The organism is Streptomyces sp. NPDC043680 (assembly GCF_056436685.1).
Genome location: NZ_JBWKCE010000017.1, coordinates 2,541 through 22,527 on the forward strand (window position 1 = coordinate 2,541; position 19,987 = coordinate 22,527).

General features: G+C 68.6%; 17 protein-coding genes and 5 pseudogenes. 12 read left to right on the forward strand and 10 right to left on the reverse strand.

Going from position 1 to position 19,987, the window contains the following annotated elements:
- Positions 1-95: 95 nt before the first annotated feature.
- Positions 96-257 carry a hydrophobic protein gene (locus AC0666_RS26645; RefSeq protein ID WP_468578644.1) on the reverse strand — a complete coding sequence of 54 codons (162 nt, stop codon included), beginning with the start codon at positions 255-257 and terminating at the stop codon, positions 96-98.
- Positions 258-469: 212 nt separating this feature from the next.
- Between AC0666_RS26645 and AC0666_RS26650 the strand changes: the two genes are divergently transcribed.
- Complete coding sequence (locus tag AC0666_RS26650; RefSeq protein WP_468964152.1) at positions 470-643, forward strand: CsbD family protein; 174 nt, start codon at positions 470-472, stop codon at positions 641-643.
- A gap of 373 nt (positions 644-1,016) precedes the next feature.
- Here the strand turns inward: AC0666_RS26650 and AC0666_RS26655 are convergent, their stop codons facing one another.
- The 3 genes from AC0666_RS26655 to AC0666_RS26665 form a co-directional block, all read right to left on the reverse strand.
- Positions 1,017-1,364 (reverse strand): ArsR/SmtB family transcription factor, encoded by a 348-nt coding sequence (locus tag AC0666_RS26655; protein WP_468964154.1) that lies wholly within the window; start codon positions 1,362-1,364, stop codon positions 1,017-1,019.
- Positions 1,365-1,801: 437 nt separating this feature from the next.
- Complete coding sequence (locus AC0666_RS26660) at positions 1,802-2,062, reverse strand: hypothetical protein (protein WP_478708420.1); 261 nt, start codon at positions 2,060-2,062, stop codon at positions 1,802-1,804.
- A 17-nt stretch (positions 2,063-2,079) separates the two neighbouring features.
- Positions 2,080-3,039, reverse strand: coding sequence for an MFS transporter (locus AC0666_RS26665; RefSeq protein ID WP_478708421.1), 960 nt, complete (start codon positions 3,037-3,039; stop codon positions 2,080-2,082).
- Between the two features lie 703 nt (positions 3,040-3,742).
- Between AC0666_RS26665 and AC0666_RS26670 the strand changes: the two genes are divergently transcribed.
- From AC0666_RS26670 to AC0666_RS26680, 3 genes are all read left to right on the forward strand, one after another.
- Positions 3,743-4,126 carry a hypothetical protein gene (locus AC0666_RS26670; protein WP_478708422.1) on the forward strand — a complete coding sequence of 128 codons (384 nt, stop codon included), beginning with the start codon at positions 3,743-3,745 and terminating at the stop codon, positions 4,124-4,126.
- Between the two features lie 973 nt (positions 4,127-5,099).
- Positions 5,100-5,537, forward strand: coding sequence for a DUF3592 domain-containing protein (locus tag AC0666_RS26675; protein ID WP_468964162.1), 438 nt, complete (start codon positions 5,100-5,102; stop codon positions 5,535-5,537).
- 942 nt (positions 5,538-6,479) lie between these two features.
- On the forward strand, positions 6,480-6,635 hold the full coding sequence (locus AC0666_RS26680) for a hypothetical protein (protein WP_468964164.1): 156 nt from the start codon (positions 6,480-6,482) through the stop codon (positions 6,633-6,635).
- A 436-nt stretch (positions 6,636-7,071) separates the two neighbouring features.
- On the opposite strand, the gene AC0666_RS26685 is transcribed toward AC0666_RS26680, so the two are convergent.
- From AC0666_RS26685 to AC0666_RS26700, 4 genes and pseudogenes are all read right to left on the reverse strand, one after another.
- Positions 7,072-8,220: an outer membrane protein assembly factor BamB family protein gene (locus AC0666_RS26685; protein ID WP_478708423.1), complete on the reverse strand. Its 1,149-nt coding sequence runs from the start codon at positions 8,218-8,220 to the stop codon at positions 7,072-7,074.
- Positions 8,221-8,561: 341 nt separating this feature from the next.
- Positions 8,562-8,849: pseudogene (locus tag AC0666_RS26690) on the reverse strand (hypothetical protein); the annotation flags it as partial.
- A pseudogene (locus AC0666_RS26695) lies at positions 8,740-9,522 on the reverse strand (serine/threonine-protein kinase); the annotation flags it as partial. The pseudogenes AC0666_RS26695 and AC0666_RS26690, both read right to left, overlap by 110 nt.
- Before the next feature lie 247 nt (positions 9,523-9,769).
- Positions 9,770-10,030 (reverse strand): hypothetical protein, encoded by a 261-nt coding sequence (locus tag AC0666_RS26700; protein WP_478708424.1) that lies wholly within the window; start codon positions 10,028-10,030, stop codon positions 9,770-9,772.
- Positions 10,031-10,335: 305 nt separating this feature from the next.
- Between AC0666_RS26700 and AC0666_RS26705 the strand changes: the two are divergent.
- The 7 genes and pseudogenes from AC0666_RS26705 to AC0666_RS26735 form a co-directional block, all read left to right on the forward strand.
- A pseudogene (locus AC0666_RS26705) lies at positions 10,336-10,434 on the forward strand (HNH endonuclease); the annotation flags it as partial.
- A gap of 394 nt (positions 10,435-10,828) precedes the next feature.
- The gene (locus AC0666_RS26710; RefSeq protein WP_478708425.1) at positions 10,829-11,395 is read left to right on the forward strand and encodes a hypothetical protein; all 567 of its coding nucleotides are present in this window, start codon (positions 10,829-10,831) and stop codon (positions 11,393-11,395) included.
- 442 nt (positions 11,396-11,837) lie between these two features.
- Positions 11,838-13,895, forward strand: a complete 2,058-nt coding sequence (locus AC0666_RS26715) for a pectinesterase family protein (protein WP_478708426.1) — start codon at positions 11,838-11,840, stop codon at positions 13,893-13,895.
- A 742-nt stretch (positions 13,896-14,637) separates the two neighbouring features.
- Positions 14,638-15,004: pseudogene (locus AC0666_RS26720) on the forward strand (hypothetical protein); the annotation flags it as partial.
- Positions 15,005-15,208: 204 nt separating this feature from the next.
- The gene (locus tag AC0666_RS26725; protein WP_468964329.1) at positions 15,209-16,312 is read left to right on the forward strand and encodes a pentapeptide repeat-containing protein; all 1,104 of its coding nucleotides are present in this window, start codon (positions 15,209-15,211) and stop codon (positions 16,310-16,312) included.
- A 312-nt stretch (positions 16,313-16,624) separates the two neighbouring features.
- On the forward strand, positions 16,625-17,053 hold the full coding sequence (locus tag AC0666_RS26730; RefSeq protein WP_468587310.1) for a VOC family protein: 429 nt from the start codon (positions 16,625-16,627) through the stop codon (positions 17,051-17,053).
- A gap of 234 nt (positions 17,054-17,287) precedes the next feature.
- Positions 17,288-17,863, forward strand: a complete 576-nt coding sequence (locus AC0666_RS26735) for a hypothetical protein (protein ID WP_478708427.1) — start codon at positions 17,288-17,290, stop codon at positions 17,861-17,863.
- 601 nt (positions 17,864-18,464) lie between these two features.
- Here the strand turns inward: AC0666_RS26735 and AC0666_RS26740 are convergent.
- Complete coding sequence (locus AC0666_RS26740) at positions 18,465-18,686, reverse strand: LysR family transcriptional regulator (RefSeq protein WP_468964178.1); 222 nt, start codon at positions 18,684-18,686, stop codon at positions 18,465-18,467.
- A 273-nt stretch (positions 18,687-18,959) separates the two neighbouring features.
- Between AC0666_RS26740 and AC0666_RS26745 the strand changes: the two genes are divergently transcribed.
- Entirely contained in the window at positions 18,960-19,385 is a 426-nt protein-coding gene (locus tag AC0666_RS26745; RefSeq protein WP_468964180.1) for a hypothetical protein, read from the forward strand.
- A gap of 371 nt (positions 19,386-19,756) precedes the next feature.
- On the opposite strand, the pseudogene AC0666_RS26750 reads toward AC0666_RS26745, so the two are convergent.
- Positions 19,757-19,945: pseudogene (locus AC0666_RS26750) on the reverse strand (sterol carrier protein domain-containing protein); the annotation flags it as partial.
- Positions 19,946-19,987 lie beyond the last annotated feature (42 nt).

Here is a 19,987-nt window from a genome sequence, read left to right on the forward strand (position 1 = left end):
TTCTACTGGTGGCTGGGGGGGTGGGGGCCCGCCATACACTTGGGGGGGCCCCCGCCACCGCCATGCCATGTCACCACTGGATTGTCGTTGTGCGGCTACCAGCGGTACCAGCGGCCGCTGCTGCCCTTGGGACGGGCGACAAAGCCGATGAGCCACAGGACCAGAACGATGAGGGCGACCCACCAGAGGATCTTCACCGCAAAACCGGCGCCGAAGAGGATCAGGGCGAGAAGCAGAACAAGAAGCAGGGGAACCATAGTTATCAACCTCCAAAGCACCTTGTGCCCGACCATTCCCCGCCCATGCATTCGATTCTTACTCGTTTCTTATGCCTGCTGGCGGGCAGGAGAACGCGCCCTGCAGCGTGAGGAGGGGCGAGGTGGTGGCCCGCCCGGGCGAGGTTTGCGGGCGGCGCGTGCGAGCAGGAGAGCGGGCACGACCAATCCGGCTACATCACGAGGAGGTCCCCATGTCGGGTGAGCAGAAGACCAAGGCACACGCCGAGCAGGTCAAGGGCAAGGCGAAGGAAACTGTCGGCCGCGTCGTCGGCAACGAGCGCATGACCGCCGAAGGACGCGCTGACCAGGTCAAGGGCAAGGCGCGACAGGTCAAGGAAGACACCAAGGACACGTTCCGTCGCTAGCCGGGCGGCAGGCCACCGTAGAACTGCTGGGGCCTTACGCGACGTCGGCCTACAAGACCTGGTCGTGGTCTTGTAGGCCGACGTCGTCATATGGGTTGTGACAGATGTCGATGAATTCCAAGAAGCCTCGGAGATCCCGACTGGACGGTGCGCTGACACGGTCTAGTTCAGGGGCCGGCTCGTTCAGCCCGACGCCGGGCAGCGGGTGTTGGACGGCATCCCTCGCCGCGGCCGGGACGAGGGCCTACTCACCGACACGGACAAGGCCCGGCGCGCCCCCCGCACGCGCTACCCCGGGGCGAATACGGCGTCGACCGCCTCCGGTTCGATGTCCAGATCTTTTGAGGGGATCGTGAGCGGGCCAGGAGCTCCCTCAGGCGGACGCCGCGCCCGCCCCGCCCGGTTCCGGATCGGGTGCGGGGCTGGTGATCTGCGTGGCGTCGAGCAGCCCGGGGAACCGGGCCTCAAGGTCATCGCGCCGCAGGGTGATGATCCGGGTCGTGCCCCGGACCTCGGTGTGCATCACACCGGACTCGCGCAGCACCTTCAGGTGGTGCGAGAGCGTGGACTTGGCGATCGGGTAGACGAGCTGGCCGCAGGAGCGGGAGCCCTCCAGGTGCATCACGCGCGCGATGTCCCGGCGGATGGGATCGCTGAGCGCGTGCAGCACCCGGTCCAGGGAGAACTCAGACCGATCAGGATGATGGAGCGGGCTGCGCATGAGCGACCTTCTTCGCGTGGTGGGCACCGGGACCGCGCCTTCCCTGCATGGTCGCTCCCGGCCGATTCAACGTTCGACGATTATAGAAGAATGAAATAGGAGGAGAGGTGACGGACCCTCGGACCCGTCGACCAGAGCCGCGATGTCGGGTACACGGCTGTCGGGGCCCTGGTGGCGGGCTGACCCGCCGGATACGAGCACGATCTTCCCGTCAAGCCCCCCCCGCAGGGAGTGCGAAGTGCCTCGCCGGTCCGCTCCAACCGGTACCGGGCGACCACGGGCAGCTGGAACGGGGCGGTACCGATCATGTTCGATCGGGTTGACTCCGATCGTGGTGTACCGGATGACCACCTGACCGGGCTCGGCCACGGGGTCGGGCAGCTCGGCCGGGTACAGGACCCCGGGTTCCCGGTAACGGTGGAAGAGGAGGGCGGTGCTCACGTGCCCGCCTCATGCTTGCCGAAGGCGCCGGATGCCGCGTACACGAAGAGCGAGAGCAGGTAGGCGGCGACGGTGAACCCGGCCACGCCCCAGAACCCTGTGACATTGCTGAGGAGTATGCCTCCGACGGCGCCGCCGACGGTGGTGCCCACGTACATCGCGGAGTTGGAGAGGGAGGAGACGGTGCCGCGGGCGGTCTCGGTCTGCGACTGCAGGATGCTCATGAAGACCGGGAAGACGCACCCGCCGGTCGTCATCACCAGTGCCAGCAGCGTCAGCGCGACCGGCAGGTTCGGGCGAGCGGGACCAGAGAGTACAGGACGGCCATGGTCAGCACGCCGGTCAGCAAGGACCGGTACAGGCCCAGACGGCCGACCAGACGGCTGCCGAAGAGGGAGCCGATCACGTTGCCCGCGCCCACCGCCGTCATCGCGGTGCCGACGGAGGCGACGTTCAGCCCGAAGTCCTTGGTGAACCAGGAGCCGAAGAAGGAGATCGCCTCGAAGTTGCCGGTCTGGAAGACGAGGTAGCCCAGCAGGTACCAGCGCAGCCGGCCGGTGCCCAGCACCGTCTTGTACGTGCCGAGGAAGGCCTTTGCCCCGCTGCCGGCGCCGGGCCGCCCGGGAACCGACGGGAAGAGGCGGCCAAGGAGCAGCCACAGCGCCACGGAGAGGCCGCCGATGGCCCAGAAGGGCAGGTGCCAGGAGACGGCGGCAAGCCAACTGCCGAGCGGGATGCCCGCGAACTGGGCGATGGACAGCCCCGCGGTGGCGAAGCCCATGGTCCGGACGATCTCCTGGGGCCTCACCAGCACCGGGATGGACGCCCAGATCTGCGGCGAGACGAACGCGGCGCTCACGCCGGCGAGGAACCGGAAGAGGATCATCGTCCAGAAGTTCTGAGCGAACCCGCACAGCGCAGTCATGACGATGAATCCGGTCATCCCGGTCAGCAGCACCGTGCGCCGGTCCCGCCCGTCCGAGATCGGCCCGGCGATCAGGGCGAACACGGCGTAGCCGAGGGCGTAGGCGCCGACCATCCAGCCCGAGATGTCGGGGGATACGTCGAAGGCGTGGGTCAGGGTCGGCAGGAGAGGGGCGACGAGGAAGGTGTCCGTCCCGATGACGAACATCGTGGCGAACGCGAGGAAAGCGACGGTCCGCGACGAGCGGGCGGCCGGGGCCTGCCCTGGCGTCGGGCCGGTCGAGGAGGAGAGGGGTGAGGTGGTGGTCATGTCATCATCACCGCCCAGGAGCGGTTGAGTTTCCCTTCGAGCATGTTTCGAGCATGTGCAGTGCTTGTATGCGTTGAATCCCTCGTCGGTGGTCTCCGACGGGGTGCCGGGCGTGCGTGAGAAGCCTCCGTCGGCAGGCCGCGCAGCCAGAGGACGGTCTCGTCTGAGTGCGGCGGGCGCAGGCCGAGGGCGATCAGGGCGCCGATCGCGCGGAAGGTCGCGAAGGTGTCGGACGGGGAGCCGGGCCGGTTGCCGTAGCCGCCGTCCGGTTTGCGGCATGCGAGCAGGTGTCGTCCGGGCCCGGGAGCGTCAGGAGGGCCAGGGCGGCGTATCGCAGGGTGCGGTTGGGGGGATCACGTCGGCGGAGTCGCGGCCGAGGGCGGCCGGACGCGGGCCTCTTCGTCAAGGAAGTGTTCCCGGACGAAGGTGCGGAGGAAGAAGGACTGGTCATCAGGGCTCCTTTGGGTGTGGAGCACGTGGGTCAAGGCGCCCAGGGCCCGAAGTTCGTTGTTCGGCGAAACTCGAAGTATGGGGAGGCTAGCAGACCAGATCCGATGCGACAGCACGCGAAGGGAAGGGAGTTGAGACGGACGGCGAAGGGGCTGGTGGAGCCGGTTGCCCGTCGAGACCACCCCGATGGTGAAGCTGTCGGCGGCCACATCGCCGACGACGACGGAGTCGGCTCATCGCTTTCGGCCCCGCGGTGCTGGCCGGCAACGTGATCCCGCCGCCTCACGCAGCGCATAATCCGGAGTCCGCGGTGGCGTTCCGAGAGCGCTGGGCCCTGCGTGAGGACAACGGCCCCAGTTGCGCGGAGGCTCTTGCGACAGTCCTGCGCGACGAGGCCATCCCGCAGATCGTCCACCTCCTCGACCGAGGCAATCTCCTGCAGGAGTGCCGCCACCCAGCGCTGCCAGTTGTGCGACTCGTGCCGCTTACGAGAGTGGAGATCCTCCTTCGGGTCGATGACGCTCCGAGGGAGGAGGTCGAATCTCTGCTGGACAACGTGCAGTTGGTCAGCCCGCACGATGACTTCATCAGCTGGACGCGCCGACGGCTGACGGCGCGAGACAGCACGGCCGATTGAGTGGAGCAGCTGACAAGATCGAGCTGATACCAAACGATCACCCGGAGGGACCGAGGACGATCTCGGTGCCCGGCTTCTCAAGGATCAGGCTTACGCATCGACGGTTCTGGCCTCACGGGGGCGGCCGTGAGAAGGACTCGCTTGGGGAGGAGGGGCGGCTTCGTGCGCCCGAACATCTGACGTTTGACCATTCTGATGTAGTCCGACACGGCCCTCCCCAGCTGGTCGAGACCTGCGCGGAGCAGGGCGCGAGACGGTACTGCTGCAGTCGAAAGGCCAAAGCCGCGAGCCGCCTCTTGTCCGCGGACAAGAGGCGGTACCCGAGTCCGACGGTTTCGGCTCCGAACACGCCCCTCGCGGGCAGGGCTGCGAGGGTCCGGGGAACTGCTCTAGTACGGGCCGCCGCGGAAGAGCAGACTGCCGTGGTGGCGCGGGCGGTCGCCGCGTTCGTACGCCGCATCGGAGCGGTCGGCGGGGGGGGGGCGGAGAGCTGGGCAAGCCTTCCGAGAGGATGGCGAGGCCGGCCGGCACCTCGTCACGGCGATCCGCGGACTTCATCCAGACCGGCAGCCGGGCGAACATCGACCTCGTCGGGGAGGTGTGCCGCTCGCGCAGCTGGGCGCCCACGTGGTCGGCGAGGGCTTCGATGTGTTCCTCGTTGTAAGCCCAGAGGATCCGCCCCGCGCAGCGGGTCTGAAGCCAGAGGGGCCGGCGGAAGAAGGGGTCCTCGGTGCCGCCGGGCACGGCACCGACCAAGGCGCCATCCCGCTCCGCGGCCGTCCACTCTGTGACAGGGCGCTGTAGTACTTCGGCTTCGCCATGCGCGGCAGAGACACGAGGAGCGCGCGGCCCCCGCACCGCGGGTAGACGATTGGCGGGTGACGTTGCGCGGTGCTTGCGGCAGCAAGAGCCGGTAGATTTCGTCCGGCCGCCACGACGGTGGCCCGGCGGTAGGTTGACGTGGAAGGGCGCCATGGAATTCTTGCGCGAGGAAGGCCACCGGCTGCTGCTGGGTTCTGCCGGGCTCCTCGCCATGTCGGTGTCCGTCGCGCTCGCGGTGCGGACCTACGGGCGGTGGCTGTTCGTCCGCAAGACGTTCGACGAAGGGCTACCTGCCCAGGGCAGGGTGCTGGACGCCTACGTGCTCCCGGGAGACCAGGGCCGGGCGGGCCTCCAGCACGCCATCGTGGGCTTCCGTGCGGCCGACGGGCGCGAGTACCGGCTCGACATCGACACCGACCGGCGGCGGTCACTGGGCGCGCAGATGCGACTCCGCTATCTCCCGTCGAGCCCGGAACGAGCAGTCCCCGTAGAAGCGGGCCGGGGCACCGTGCGCACGGTGCTGACCCTCCTGCTCCTGGTGGGCCTCGGGGTGGTCGGCGTCTACCTCACGGCGCTGAGCCTGCCCTGAGGGCGAGCCAAATCTTGCGTCGCAAGCACGCCAACCAACCTGCACGAACCGACCTCCAAACGATCGACCGCCGGCGGCTACGCAGTTGGTGACGTGGCCGACGGCCCTGGTGTCCCAGCGACTCCACGGATTCCCGGTCTCCTGATGCGGCCAGGAAGGCAGCAGCCCCGGGAACCTCCAACCACGCGCACCCGACCCAACTGGCTGCCGACCCCGATCCCATGTGCGCGAGGCTGTCGCAGACCACCCGAACCCTGCCCACCGATCTGCGCGACGTACTGGCTCCGCAATCGCATGGCAGTCGCCGCGTGAACGGGCACGCGCACCCCGGTCTGTTCGTCTCGGTCGACGGCCCGAACGCGGTCGGCAAACCGACCACGGTTGCCGAGCTCGGCCGCCTGCTCGCCGACCGCGGCGGCAGGGTGCACACGACGACCGAACCCTCGACGAGCGAGCTGGGGATGGCCCGGCCACACGTAATGTCCAGTTCAGCAAGCCTGCTCCCCACACCTACGGGCATGACCGCGCGTTCCTTGGTTGAGCTCGCACGATGGCCTGGACTGGCTCGCTGGCGATGAGCCCACGTTCGACCGTTCTGTCCGGAGGTCAGCGGGACGATCCGCGCTCAGCGCCCGCCGCTCACCCGTCGACGTTATCTGCAGCGCAGCCCTGCCGGTGCAGCGTCGGTGCTACGCGCCCGAGGCCGAAGCGCTGGGCACCCGGCGTGCCCCCGGGCGTACCTGCTGTCCTGTACTACCGGGCATCCGCCCGAGAGGATTCCGGATCTGCCGGCCGCCGACCGAAATGGCCCGAACCGACGATGGTCGATGTGAATGCGTGGGAGAAGCGTTCTCTCAACGGGAGATGACCGCAGTGCTTCAGAACGGCCTGCTGCCTACCCGAAGTGGCACGTCAACAAGTTTGCTCCCCGCGCCCGCTGCGATGACCCCAACCGAGGATCTGGCGGTGGTGCCGGGTGCGGTGGTGCGGTTCGCGGCCGAGTCGGCCTGGTACGCGGCGCGGAAGCGGACTTTCGGTGAGGCCGAGCAGGAGGTGCGCGTTCCTGGCGGCGCGCCGGTGTGGGCGTCGGTGGAGTGAGCCACGGGCGCTGTTCGACGGCCGGTGGTGGGGCTGGTGGACAACCGGGTGGCGCTGCGGGGGATCACGACGCTGACCCGGCTGCCGCGGGACCGGCTCGCTGACCTCCTCGGTGAGGTGCGCATCATCGGCTTCGCATGCTTTCTCCGGACGGGCGCCCGACCGGATGGGCGATGCCTTCGCCCACTACAGGAGATTCTTCAAGACCCTGCACCTGCTTCACTTCATTGGCCGAGGCCCGCCACCGTCTGGCCCGCCGGATCTTCTTCAGCCAGCGCGGCGAGCTCCGGGCGATCTTCATATGGGGCCGTTCACCGATCGCCCTGAACGCCGGCGCAAGCACGCAGGCTCGCCGTCGAATCAACGAAGCAGGGCCCGGCACCGGCCAGGCGGACCCGGAACCCACACCTGCGGCGTCGGTCCTGGAACGGGTGGTTCATTTCATCGAGGAAAGGGGCACCGCGTAGAGGCGTGGCTCTGAGCCTTTGTCGTCCGGGCCCCCCTTGTGCGGCGGGCGGTCCGCGCACAGTGCGTAGACGGTGTCGTCGACGCAGCGGGCTGTGAGGAGCCCCTTCTCGGGCAGGACGCGCACCGGTCCTCGGTGCCCGGTCTTCACGTCGACGTGGACCAGGCCGACGCCCTCGATGTCGGCCTGGAGGATCAGCTGGTCCTCCCGGCCCGCGGCGACGGTGAGGGACGCGGTGACGAGAAACAGGTCGCCGTGCAGCCAGCGCTGCTTCCCGTTGTGGATGTCCACGGCCAGGACGCCGGCCGATTTTCCGTCCGATGTGGACTTGGACATCACGACGGTGTCGCCGAAAACGAGGGGGAAGCCCGCGTCGGAAACGGACCACAGACGTCTGCCGTCTGTCGCGGACCAGGCGTCCACGGTGTCGTTCCCGTCCCGCAGGAACAGCTTGTGCTCGGGAGCCACGCGGACCTGGCTGTCGAGCTCCTCATAGGTGCCGATGGGCCGGCCGCTGGACGCGTCGAGCACGTCCAGGCCCTGGCGACCTTCGAAGAAGAGTCGGCCGGCGGCTGCGCCGACGTACTGACGCGACAGGGCGTTGTTGTCCCACTCCCAGGTCCACAGCTGCTTCCCGTCCACGTCCGCGATGGCAATCCAGGCGCGCTCCCTGCTGCGGGCGAGCACGGTGCCCGGGGCCTTGCCAAGGGCGGCAACGGTGGAGATGTCCGCCGGGAGTTCGTAGCGCCAGAGGACCGAGCCGTCCGCGTGGTGCAAGGCGGATACGTACTGGGCTTGTCCGACGTACACGGCCGCCGGTTCCGGAATGACGAAGGTGCCACTGGTGACGCGCTGGCCGGGCGGGTCGTAGGTCCATCGGGCGGTGCCGGTGCGCGGGTTCAGCGCCTGGAGCGCGCCGCCCGTACTGTCCGTGGCGTACAACGTGTCGTCGGAGAAGGGTGCCGTTTCGCGGATGCCCTCCGATCCCCGCCAGAGCTGCTCCCCAGTGCGGCGGTCGTACGCCACGGGCTCGTCCTTCTCCGGCACGACGATAACGGGGCCGGACAGTTCCGGCCTGACGCCGGGGTTGAAGGGGCGCTTCCACAGCGGCTTGAGCATGCCGGGTGCGCCCTTGTTCGCCCGCTGGCCGTTCTCACCGTCGTCGCCTCCGGCAGCAGCTTCGGCACTGACACCACGGTCGTCGACACGGAGACCACGCCCAGGAATCCGAGCAGGACCGTGCGCCGCCGGACAGGCCGACCGCTTCGCCGGTCTTCTTGCGGCTCTCCGCGCCGCTGGAGGGCGGGCTGCTGTGGGGGGATCCCCGGGCGGCCGACGGTCTCCGCGCCTCCCAGGCGGTGCAGCACAGCGCCCAGGCGCGCTGCCGTCTCGGCAGCCGAGGCCGGACGGTTCCCCGGGGACTTGGAGAGTAGCTCCATTACCAAATGGTCAAGGTCGGCCGGCAGCTCCCGACGGTGGCTGGACGGCCGATCTGGAGTCTCCGTCGCATGGGCGACGATCTGCGCCAGCGCGTCCCGGTTGCCGAACGGAGGCGCCCCGGCCAGCAACTGATAGAGCAAGCAGCCCACCGAGTACAGGTCCGAGGCAGGGCCGAGCTCCTCGCCGCGCGGCCTGCTCCGGCGACATCCACGGCGCGCTGCCCAGCACACCTCCGGCCTGGCTGAGCCGGTCGAGGCCGAGCGCGGGATGAAACCACGCGATGCCGAAGTCGAGTACCCGCACGACACCGTCCGCAGCGACCATCACGTTGGCCGGCTTGATGTCCCGGTGCACGATGCCCCACTCGTGGGCTGCCTCCAGCGCGACGCACACCTGGCGGGTCCACTCCACGGCACGCACCACCGGGGGTAAGCCGTCGGCCGAGAGCACCCGGTCGAGCGGTCGCCCGGCGGCCAGGGCCATCACGATGAAGAGGGTGTCGCCGTCCCGACCGAAGTCGTGCACGGTGACCACATGAGGGCTGTCGGACAGTCCGGCCGCAGCCCGCGCCTCACGCTCCAACCGCGCCGCCGCATCATCGGTGACACCAGGACCGGCCACCGTCTTCACCGCGACCTCGCGATGCAGAACCAGGTTCTCGGCCCGCCAGACCACCCCCATCCCGCCGGCTCCGAGCAGCTCCACGAGTCGATAGCGCCCGGAAAGCACCCGCTCTGCCACTGCCACCCCCATGGCACGCCGAGCGGGCATGTCTCGCCCGCACGACGCACCACACGACCCTCCGTGACTCCAAGCAGCGCGGCGACGGTCTCCATCACACAGTCCGCCGCCATGTCCGACAAGAAACGCGAGACGAGCCCCGAGATCCGCAAGGTAGTCGTCGCCGCCAGCGCGGGCACCGTCCCGCCGGTTAGGTGTCTTGCCCACCAGCGCCGTTGACAGTGGTGAAGTCTGGAACATGGCGAAGACCTCCGGTGCGGTGGGAGCTGTCTAGTGCTGTGACCGGAAAGGTCCACCGGGTCGCGCCGCCCGGCACGGCACCTCGCTGCGTTGTCGGACCGCGCAAGTACGTCCAGTACGAGCCGCGGGCCTCCGCCTTGCGATGCACCGCACCGGACAACGCGACCCGGCAAACCTTCCCGGCCACAGCACTAGGAGCTCACCGCACGGAGGTCTTCGTGTCCCACCGTCATGCCAGGCTGACCGTTCACGGCAGGCGCCTGCTGGTCCCGGCCGCCGCCGCGGAACGGGCCGCCCGCTCGGGCACCTTCCGCGTCTTCGCCCCGCCGACGATGAGCGCCATCCCCACAAAGACGATGCCGAGGTATGCGGTGGACGGAAGGTCGACGACCCTGTGCATCCAGCCCCACTCCGTGCCGAAGAAGGTCTGCGAAGCGAAGCTGACAAGCCCCTGGGCTCCTACGACGTAGCCGATGCTTTCGACGGTGTATCCAATGGTTGTTCGCACGGATCAACCCTCTCGCGGCGGTGCCGCAAGATCATCCCCCTCGGGGCCGAAAACACAGTAGTCCAAAGGATGCAGTCGCTTGCGGAGAGCACCGGCACAGCACCCCGCCGCGGCAGAGGAGTGGTCGACACCAGACGGCTCGAAGATCACGCCCTACGCGCAGCGCATGGGCCGTCGACCTTCCAGACCAGCTTGCCTCCGTTGTGGCGCGGAAAGCGGCTGCGGAGGAGACGTCGCGTCTGGTCGATGGGCTCTGCATGTAGGAGGGGCAGAGTGCCAGGACTCTTGATCAGAGACGAGTCGATGTAGCGGTCACGGCCCGCTCGAACCGGTCGAAGGCGGACCAGGACCCTGCGGAGTGGCTGCCGCTGTCTCCGGATGCCCTGTGCTGGTACGGCGCGGAGTGAACCCCCCGTGTTGGCGCCGCGCGCGGTCTCCGTGCACCAGCAGCTCGCCGAGAATCAGGGCGTACGGGTGGGCCGTGCGCAGGCCGTCGAAGGAGACGCTGCCCAGCAGGCGAGCATCGTCGCGGATGCGGAACCCTCCACCTGCCGGTCGAGTTCGGCCGTTCGCCGAGCCGTGCTCCCGGCCGGCTGTTTGGCCGTTTGGGTGTCGACCCGGTCCGTACGGTGATGGCGGCCGGCTGGCGGAACGTCTGCGAAGGCCGTCACACGGGTGTCGACCCCTGCGGTTGGGCGGTCCGTGGGGCGTGGCGCGGGTCGCGTGTCGCGGATCGGGAACCGTTCCGCCGGATCCTGCGTGAGCTCTTGATGGGCAGTCGGCTGGTGGAGGGATCTGATGGGAACGCGGACGATGGTGAGCGTGGCGGTATCGGCATGCGTGGCGCTGGTGGTGTGCGGGTGCAGTCCGGATAAAGCGAAGGAGAAGGCTGACGGGAAGCCTTCGCAGCCATCCGCGTCCACACCGGCGAAGGCGCCGTCGGGCACGCCGTCCGCGTCCGCCGGAACCGAGAAGCCGTCGGCCGCGGTCACGGGTAACCAGCCTGCGCCCAAGACGAAGGAGCGCGCGATCCAGCGGTACGAGCAGTACCTCCACGGCCTCGGGCGTGAGGACATCGACACGGTCTGCGAAGTGGCCGGGCCCGGCGCGAAAAAGGCAGAGGACCAGGGATTCGGTCCGTGCACATCGACGTACGTAGTCGTGTTCCAGATGATCTCACCCGAGCAGAAGAAGGCCCTGCAGGCCGCGACCGTCGATCCGCAGCGCGTCACCGTGCGTACCCTCGACAAGATCGAGATGCCGCTCGAAGCGGTCAGGTCCTCCGCCACCTTCTCCGAGGAAGATCTGGGCAGTTACACCCTGGAGTACCTCAAGAACGACTACTACATCACCGACGGAAAGTGACCCTCCGTACGCGGAGACCCTGGCGGCAGAAACGGATTCGTTGGCGATCGGCCCATGCCGGCCATCAGCTCACCCGCCGGGCCCTCGCCCGCGGCAGCCGGCTGACGGCCGGAACGGGCGCCCGCCGCCTGCCGCGGGGCTGGTTCCGTGCGCGCGGAAATCCCTCGTGTCGGCCCCGCTTTCGGCACACAACTTGGCATGCACCCGAACCCAACAGGTGGGACAATCCAGGCTTTCGGGGCGGGCTGCCCGGCTGCTGCTGCTTGGCTGAGGTTGCCCTAGCGGGTTTGGTGCGATCACAGGTGCGATCGCACTTGATGACCTGGTCCGCTTGATACAGGACCCGAAGGGGTTGGCCCCCACCACAGACATGCGGCAACCTTTTCGCCTGCGGTGGCAACTGGCTGGTGTACACCCCCAGCCATCCCCGAGGACAGTGAAAATGGACACCACTCAGCACAAGGCGCGGCACCGCAGGCGCAGGCTCGGCCTCAGCGTCGGCATCCCGTTGGCAACGGCCACCGCGGTGGGCATGTCGTACGGCGGGGCCTTCGGAGTGTTCGGCGAGGACGCCCGGCCGGAGGCAGGAGCTGCCACCGCGGACACCGCGTGGGCCCGTGAGGTCGCGGACGGCTTCGCCTCCGTCAACGCGCTGGGACAGAACGGCACCTACGGCGGGCGGGACGGCGCGATCGTCACCGTGAAGACCCTTGCCGACCTGGAGAAGTACGCGACCGCCTCCAAGCCGTACGTCATCGTCGTGGCGGGCACGATCGCCATGTCCCCCAAGGGCAACGAGATCAGGGTCGCCTCGAACAAGACCATCGTGGGCGCAGGCACCTCGGGACAGATCGTCGGCGGTGGCTTCTTCCTGGGCCAGGGCGTCCACAACGTGATCATCAGGAACCTGACGATCCGTGACTCCTACGCCGGCACGTGGAACGACAAGGACCACGACTGGGACGCCATCCAGATGGACGGCGCCCACCACGTGTGGATCGACCACAACAACCTGCGGAACATGGCCGACGGGCTGATCGACAGCCGCAAGGACACCACCTACCTGACGGTGTCCTGGAACCAGCTGAAGAACGACAACAAGGCCTTCGGCATCGGCTGGACCGACCACGTCACCGCCGACATCACGATCCACCACAACTGGTTCCACGAGACCGAGCAGCGCAACCCGTCCACCGACAACGTGGCGCACGCACACCTCTACAACAACTTCCTGCAGGACGACCCGGGCTCGTCCATCACCTCCTCCTACGGCAACTACGCGCGCGGCGGGACGAAGATGGTGCTGGAGAACAGCTACTTCGAGGGCGTCAACAACCCGGTCACCAAGGACAGCACCGCCTCCCTCGTACAGCGCGGAAACGTCTTCGTGGACACCACCGGCCGCAACGAGAGCGGCGGCACGGAGTTCGACCCCACCACGTACTACCGCTACACCCTCGACCCGGCCGCCGACGTCCCCTCCAAGGTGAAGTCCGACGCGGGGCCCAGGCGTTCCCTGGGCACGGCGGCCCCGACCGCCGCTGCCGCCACCAGGACCCTCACCGTCGCCAAGGACGGCAGCGGCCAGTACAAGACGGTCCAGGCCGCGGTGGACGCCGTACCCGTCGGCAACCCCTCCCGCGTGGTCATCTCGGTCAAGCCCGGCACGTACCGCGAGACGCTGAACGTTCCGGCGAACAAGCCGCACCTCACCATCCAGGGCTCGGGCGCGAGCCGCAAGGACACGGTGATCGTGTACGGCAACGCGGCCGGCATGCGGAGGCCGGACGGTTCGGGTACGTACGGCACTCCGGGCAGCGCCACGGTCGCCCTCCGGTCGGACGACTCCGGGCTCCGCAACCTCACCGTCTCCAACGACTTCGACGAGGCCGCGAACCAGTCCCTGAAGGATCACCAGGCAGTCGCCCTGCTCACGACCGCGGACAAGATCGTGCTGGACGGCGTCATCATCACCGGCGACCAGGACACCCTGGAGATGGAGACCGCGGCGAGCGACAAGCCCGGTCGCGTCTACGTCACCAACTCCTACATCGTCGGCAACGTCGACTTCATCTTCGGCCGTGCCACCGCGGTGATCGACCAGTCGGTCATCACCCTCAAGAAGCGCTGGAACGGCACCTCGGCCGGATACATCACCGCCCCGAGCACCCCGGCCGGCCGCAACGGCATCCTCATCAACCGCTCCACAGTCAACGGTGACGTGGCCGAGTCCTCCTTCCACCTCGGCCGTAACTGGCATCCCGGCGGCGACAAGACGGTCGACCCCCAGACCACCGTCCGCAACTCCACCCTCAGTGCCGCTATCAAGCGCACGCCCTGGACCGACATGGGCGGCTTCTCCTGGAAGGACGACCGCTTCGCCGAGTACATGAACACCGGTCCAGGCGCCGGCCCGAAGGGCATCGACCGGCCCCACCTGACGGACCCCCAGGCCGCATCCCAGGAGGTCTCCGACTGGCTGGGCAACTGGACCCCCTGATCGTGCGTGGCGGCGGCCGAGGAGGAGCTGCGGGGCCCGATCAGGGTGGTCGGTGGTGGCGTGGGTGCCGTCCGAGCGGATCGGTCGGGGGCTGGTGAACGCCCCGATGGTGGTTGAGGTGCATGCGACCTTCGGTGCCGGACCGGCTGGACGCCATCTGCCTCGCCTGCCGGCGACGCGCGACGGCCGCCGCCCTTGAGCTGTCCGCCCGACCATGTGCGAAGCCAGAGACCACGGTGGCGGCGGTGATGGTGTCAAGGAACTCATAGCCGCGCTCGTCATGGCGGGTCGCCAGGGCCCGCGCGTTCTTCAGCTTTGATGGCCCGTTCAACGGTTTGCGCTTCTTGTGCCGGTCCTGTCCAAGCCTGGTAGCCGCCCGCCGCGTGAGCCCTTGCGCAGGCGGGCGGCCCGGCTGTCGGCCTTCTCCGGGATGCTGTGCCGGACACCCCGGCGCCGCAGCTACTCCATGCAGGGGCCCGGGACATCTACAACGCCGAGGACCGCGAACACGCCGCGCAGGCACGGCCATCATGACCTTTGCCAAGCTCTACGGCGCCAACTTGCCGAAGGCCGTCGCGGAGTTCATCGACGACCAGGAAGTCCGTCCAGGCGTGCTGGCTGACTGTCAACGGCGCCCAACTCGTCTCGCTCGTCCGCGCGGAGTCCGCTTCGAACGCGGCCATCAGGCTTCGACGAGGACCGGCACAAGAAGGCGCAACACCGTTGACCGTGCCAACAACAACCGAAGAAGGGCGGCACCCACACCCCTGAGGTCCGAGCCGTCGACAAGGCGGACCATACGTCTGAGCCGGTCCGTACACCTTCCACGCGGGTCCGGGCGGTTTCGTTCAGCCCGGTGCCGGCGCGCGCACCGCCCGCCGGCTACCGCTGCCGACTGAAGCGGACGATGCCAAGTACGACAAGGCGTCCTTCTCCTGGCGGCGTTCCGAGGCCGATACATGGACGCAGATCCCTCCGGGCCACGTCACCACCGGCGCCACCCCGCTCACGGCCTGGGCCCTCCCGCTCACGGGCGGCAAAACACCACACCGCTGGGGTGGAACGCCACCGACACGGTCGATCTTGACGGCAGCGTCCAGATCAAGGCCAGCCGCCTTCTGGTTGTCACCCGCGTTGAGCGGAATGGCCATGAGCGGAGCAGCTGTTCCGGGGGACTCGGGGGCGACTGGGCGGACTGGTTGTCGCTCTGGCGGCATTTTCCTTCCGATGCCATTCCTTGATCTTGATGCCGCTTCTAGGCTGACGGTGTGGCGGCCAGGGGCGAGCGTTCAGCGTCAGATCCTCGAAGCGTGATGCGTTGGTCGTTGAGCCTGCACGTCGCTGTTGTGGTGTTGCTGGCCGCCTTCTCAGTCGGCATCGTCGCGGCAGCGCTCTGGCTGCTTCTGGGTACGCCCCGGCTGCACGTGGCCGGACCGCTGAAGCCCGGAGACATCTACGACGGCATCAAGATCGCACTGGCGATCGTCGCCGGAGCCGGCGGTGTGGTGGCTCTGGTCGTCGGCTACCGGCGTCAGCAGCTCAATGAGGTGAGTGAGGAGCGCGAGCACGGTAGGGCCTTCACCGACCGGTTCGGGGCCGCGGCCGATCAGCTCGGGGCGGATCAACCAGCGGCTCGGATGGCGGGTGCATATGCCATGGCCCGCCTCGCAGACGAATGGCGCCAGGAGCGTCAGACCTGCATCGACGTGCTATGCGGCTACCTGAGGATGCCCCATGCGCCGGATCCTCCAGCCGACGAGCCGGCTTTCGTTGCCTGGCAACGCGAACGTGAGATACGCAAGACCGTACTCCGGCTCATCGCCGCCCATCTGCGAGACGACTCACCCGAATCCTGGCAGGGGTACGATCTCGACTTCAGCGGCGCCGTGCTCGACGAGGCGTACTTCCGCGGCGCCCGCTTCACCGGCGGCGACATCATCTTCGTCAAGGCGCTCTTCGTCGGCCACGATAGAGACCAGGTGGTCTTCGACGAGGCTGAATTCGCCAGTGGGAGTTGCGTCTACTTCCGCCTCGCCGAGTTCCGTAGTGGCTCCGTCCGCTTCGACCGCGCCGTTTTCAGCGGAGGTTGGGTCACCTTCGACAGTGCCCGCTTCACCGGCGCTCGTGCGAACTTTCGGGATGCCGCCTTCAGAGCAGGAGAAGTTCGCTTCGAGGACGCGGAGTTCTCCGACGGTCTCGTCGACTTCGCCGGCTCCAGCTTCACCGGCACCGTCATGGACTTCGGCGAGCACCACCTCCAGAGCCTCCACGTGACAGTCCCGCCCGCCCGTTTCACCGGTGGCACTGTCGATTTCTCCCGTACCGCGACGTTCACCCACCCGCCACGCTTCGGCCGCCAGACAGCGCCCGAAGGGCTCCTGCTACCACCCGGCACCAACATCTCCGACTTGCCCTGACAGCCCCCAGAAACCGCGCTTTCCCTGTCCAGAGCTGTGGTCACTCACAGTACGCGGCAACACCCTGTGCCGGCCGTCCGCGGCAACGTTGACCTCATCTACGTCAGCAACACTCCACCTGGTCTACCGAAGTCTCACGCGACCCTGCTCTGCCCCGCGCACCTGAGCGCGTGCCATCGGTGCAGCCTCACCATGCACCCGGTCGACGTGCCTCGATGCGCCGCTGTTGGCGGCTGGCGGGGACTGGTGAGAGCAGTCCTACCGCGACACTCCGGGGTTTCGCTGAGCAGCACGCATCAATACGGTGGCCTGATGACGTCGATCAAGAAGTTCCAAGTCACTTTTGACTGCGCAGAGCCCGAGCGCCTCGCTCGTTTCTGGTGTGACGTGTTGGGGTATGTCGTGCCGCCGCCACCGGAGGGGTTTGCCACTTGGGACGATTTCAAGCGCTCGCAGCCCCCTGAGCAGCAGGACGCATGGTTTGCCTGCGTTGACCCTTCAGGCGTGGGCCCGCGACTGTACTTTCAGCGCGTCCCCGAAGGGAAGGCCGCCAAGAACCGGCTGCACCTCGATGTGCGGGTCGGCACCGGACTCGTGGGTGAAGAGCGCCTCGCCGCACTTGAGGCCGAGTGCGCACGACTGGTCCCGCTCGGGGCGGTACACGTACGAACGCTGTATGACGGCAACGATTCGTGCATCCCGATGCTGGACATCGAGGGCAACGAGTTCTGCATAGACTGACGGACCGCTAACGGGCCCTCGGTCGGACAGGTCCCGCACACCGGTGTCGTGGCGCAGCAGAGTATGCCCCCCTGCGGGTCAGCGGCTTGGGACGGGGACCACGAGAGGGGATCGCTGCTGCACCGCTCGGTGGGTGCCTACCCTCCGTCGGGGGACCGGTTCCCCGCGTTCCCGGGGCCGGATCCCGTCCCCTCTGACTCCATCCGCCTCACCCAGCCCCGCCAAGGAGCCCTCGTGCTGTTCCGGATCCGCCCCCTCCGTGCGGCCGCCCTGATGCTCTCCACCACCCTCGTCGCGGGAGGAGTGAGCAGCTGTTCCGCTCTGTCCCCGTTCACCACCTGCGACGGTACAGAAGGCCGACTGCGGGAGCTGGCGTCCCTGCCGCTGTTGGCCTCCGCACCACCCGGCGCGAAGGCAACCGAGGGCGACGGCGCCGCGTACTCCGAGTGCACTGACGACAGCGGCGACGCCTGGCTGTCGGCGGGGCGCCTCTACACCTACCCCGGCACCCCGCAGGACGTCATGGCCCACTATCGCAAGGCGGCCGCCGTCGACGGCTGGCAGCTCCACACTCCTGCGTCCCTCCACGCCGATCCCGATCTGGAGGGCTGCTTCACCCAGGGCGATGAGGGGCACTTCCGGCAGGTCACCGTCGTCTTCATGTCCCCCAGCGAACTCAGGGAGATCTACGGGCAGTCCCTGGGACCGGGGTCCACCACGGACCTCGTCTTCCGCGTCGAGGCCGGCTCGGAGGCCGACGGCGCCCGGACGCCCTGCCAGGACGGCGGATCCGCCCCGCAAGGGGGGTGAGTTCGGGCTTCTGTCGCGGAGGGGCACTCGACCATCTCTGTGGGCCCCTGGACCGAGCTCCGTACGACGGTCTTGGTGGAACCCGACCGGAACCACCTCACCTCCGCGGGGGTGGAAGGCCTTCCTCCCTTCCCACCCCGCATTGACGGGGAACCGGGACGCCGAGCACGACGCCGCCCGCGCCTGCCAGCGCCAGGGCGGGGATCGACGCCCGCGAAATCCGCCTCGACGGCCGCCTGGTGGCAGGCGTGCAGGATCGCCCGCCCGCAGTCCGTGGCCGGCGGTGGCACGGCGAGGTCCCGCAGGGCGACGGGCCGCCCGTCGGCTGGTCGGCGGCGGTGACGACGAGCAGCGTCGCTTGATACCCCGGGGTGCGGTATCGGGCACGTGGCGGTACCGCTGCCCAAGGACCACATCGACGGCGCCGAGGGTGAGCTCCCGTAGTTGCGTCTGGTCGGTGACGAGACAGGTCACCGCGAGCTGCGGGTGGTGTGAGCCCGGTGTGGTCAGCGCAGGCGCCACGATCCCGGCGCCGGTCGATGGCAACGCGGCGCGCGTGGCGGTGGCGCCGACCGCGCCCTTGACCGCCGCGAAAGCGCTCTCAGCGTCCTCCACTGCAGCGGGGATCCGGTCGGCGTGTGAGGAGCACCCGGCCCGCCTCCGTCAGTGCCACGGTGCGCCTGTCGGGGCGCGGCACATCGATTCCCACGTCGTGCCGCAGCGCGGACAACTGCTGGGACACGGCACCAGCGGACAGCGCCAGTGACTGGGCGGCCGCGGCGATGGAACCGCGGGCAGGAAGGTCTTGAGTATGTGGACCCATTGACTCTTGGTGAGGGACCTTCAGCGCATTGGAATCCTCGACTGCATCGCCGCTGTTGCTCCGGGAAGTTCGAGGGACGTGCCGATGAGGTGCGGCAACGTGGTGTCTCACAAGGTGCTTCGCCGGTGACGACGCACTTCGGTCACGATGGGGAGCAGCGGATTGGCTCGTCGTGTACCTGTACTGCAGGCTGTGCCCATGGCGAGGCGATCACAGGTCCGGACGGGTACGGCGGGCGGTTGCCTGCTCAACGGATGTCTGACCCTCTTGGGTTTGTTGCTCGCGACCGTCGTCGGGGTGTGGATCTGGTTGGAGACACAGTCGGCGCGTGACGAGGCCCAGGCACGGAAGAACCTGCGGGGGAACGTCGAGCTGTTCCGCGATCGGCTGGGCGGGGCAGCGGCCGACGGCAGCCTGACCGACACGGAGATCGCCCACGTCTTCCCTCCGTCGAAACACGCCAGGGGCCTCGTCGCGGTGACGCGGCAAGGCGGGGCCGTCACCGTCGTCGCGGAAGTGCAGGGTCAGGGACCGCCGCGGGCCTTCATCTCCGTGTACGAGCGGTCGGTGGCGGGCTGCTACGCCTTCGAGGTGCCGCCCCCGACACCCGGGGCCCGGCGGCCTTCCGTGCGGGAACTGTCGGGGGCGGCGTGTGCGGCGGACCCGGCCATGCCCCCGGGATCCGACCGCCAGGACTGACGAGCACACGACTCGGAGCAGTCCGTCAGTGCCTCGTAAGACTTCGCGGCCCCTGGGCCGGCCGACCGCAGGAACTCCAGCAAGTCGGTGGGGCGGAAGGCGCGACCGAGGATCTCTCCGGCGCACCGGACGCGGCACCGCCCGGAGTGTCCGGCGGATTGACGACCACACGCAGGTCGAAGGCCACCCCTTCACCCTGCCGGGGCCCGGCCATTACAGCGCTCCGAGGGAGTGCCTGGACCGGCGGTGGACACCCTGCGGGCACGCCCTCGGCCCAGCAGCCGGCGTACCTCCTCCGGGTCGGCGCGACCGGGCTGTCCGCCAAGGGCGCCCCGAGGACGGGCAGACTCCCTGCCCGGTACATCCAGCCGCGCCGAGCCGCCGAGGTAGACCGAGCCCAGGTCGCTCACGTCCAGGGACAGGTCAGGCGCCCGGCGCGTCGGGACGCAATCCGCCGTGCCGTCCCGGGCGGTCAGCGGGTGGCCGCCGTGTTCGCCGAGGAACAGGTCGTCGACGTCCACGACGGGCTCGCCCGCGGCGCCACGCGAAGTCCAGCGTCGAACGTTGCCAGGTCAAACGAATAGGCCGGCCCACCCGATGCC

Coding starts and splice junctions, on each gene's coding strand:
- AC0666_RS26740 (WP_468964178.1), bottom strand. CDS start 18,686: ATGGGTCCACATACTCAAGACCTTCCTGCCCGCGGTTCCATCGCCGCG.
- AC0666_RS26680 (WP_468964164.1), top strand. CDS start 6,480: ATGACCCCAACCGAGGATCTGGCGGTGGTGCCGGGTGCGGTGGTGCGG.
- AC0666_RS26660 (WP_478708420.1), bottom strand. CDS start 2,062: ATGACGACCGGCGGGTGCGTCTTCCCGGTCTTCATGAGCATCCTGCAG.
- AC0666_RS26715 (WP_478708426.1), top strand. CDS start 11,838: ATGGACACCACTCAGCACAAGGCGCGGCACCGCAGGCGCAGGCTCGGC.
- AC0666_RS26710 (WP_478708425.1), top strand. CDS start 10,829: ATGGGAACGCGGACGATGGTGAGCGTGGCGGTATCGGCATGCGTGGCG.
- AC0666_RS26725 (WP_468964329.1), top strand. CDS start 15,209: ATGCGTTGGTCGTTGAGCCTGCACGTCGCTGTTGTGGTGTTGCTGGCC.
- AC0666_RS26650 (WP_468964152.1), top strand. CDS start 470: ATGTCGGGTGAGCAGAAGACCAAGGCACACGCCGAGCAGGTCAAGGGC.
- AC0666_RS26675 (WP_468964162.1), top strand. CDS start 5,100: ATGGAATTCTTGCGCGAGGAAGGCCACCGGCTGCTGCTGGGTTCTGCC.
- AC0666_RS26685 (WP_478708423.1), bottom strand. CDS start 8,220: ATGCTCAAGCCGCTGTGGAAGCGCCCCTTCAACCCCGGCGTCAGGCCG.
- AC0666_RS26665 (WP_478708421.1), bottom strand. CDS start 3,039: ATGACCACCACCTCACCCCTCTCCTCCTCGACCGGCCCGACGCCAGGG.
- AC0666_RS26645 (WP_468578644.1), bottom strand. CDS start 257: ATGGTTCCCCTGCTTCTTGTTCTGCTTCTCGCCCTGATCCTCTTCGGC.
- AC0666_RS26655 (WP_468964154.1), bottom strand. CDS start 1,364: ATGCGCAGCCCGCTCCATCATCCTGATCGGTCTGAGTTCTCCCTGGAC.
- AC0666_RS26730 (WP_468587310.1), top strand. CDS start 16,625: ATGACGTCGATCAAGAAGTTCCAAGTCACTTTTGACTGCGCAGAGCCC.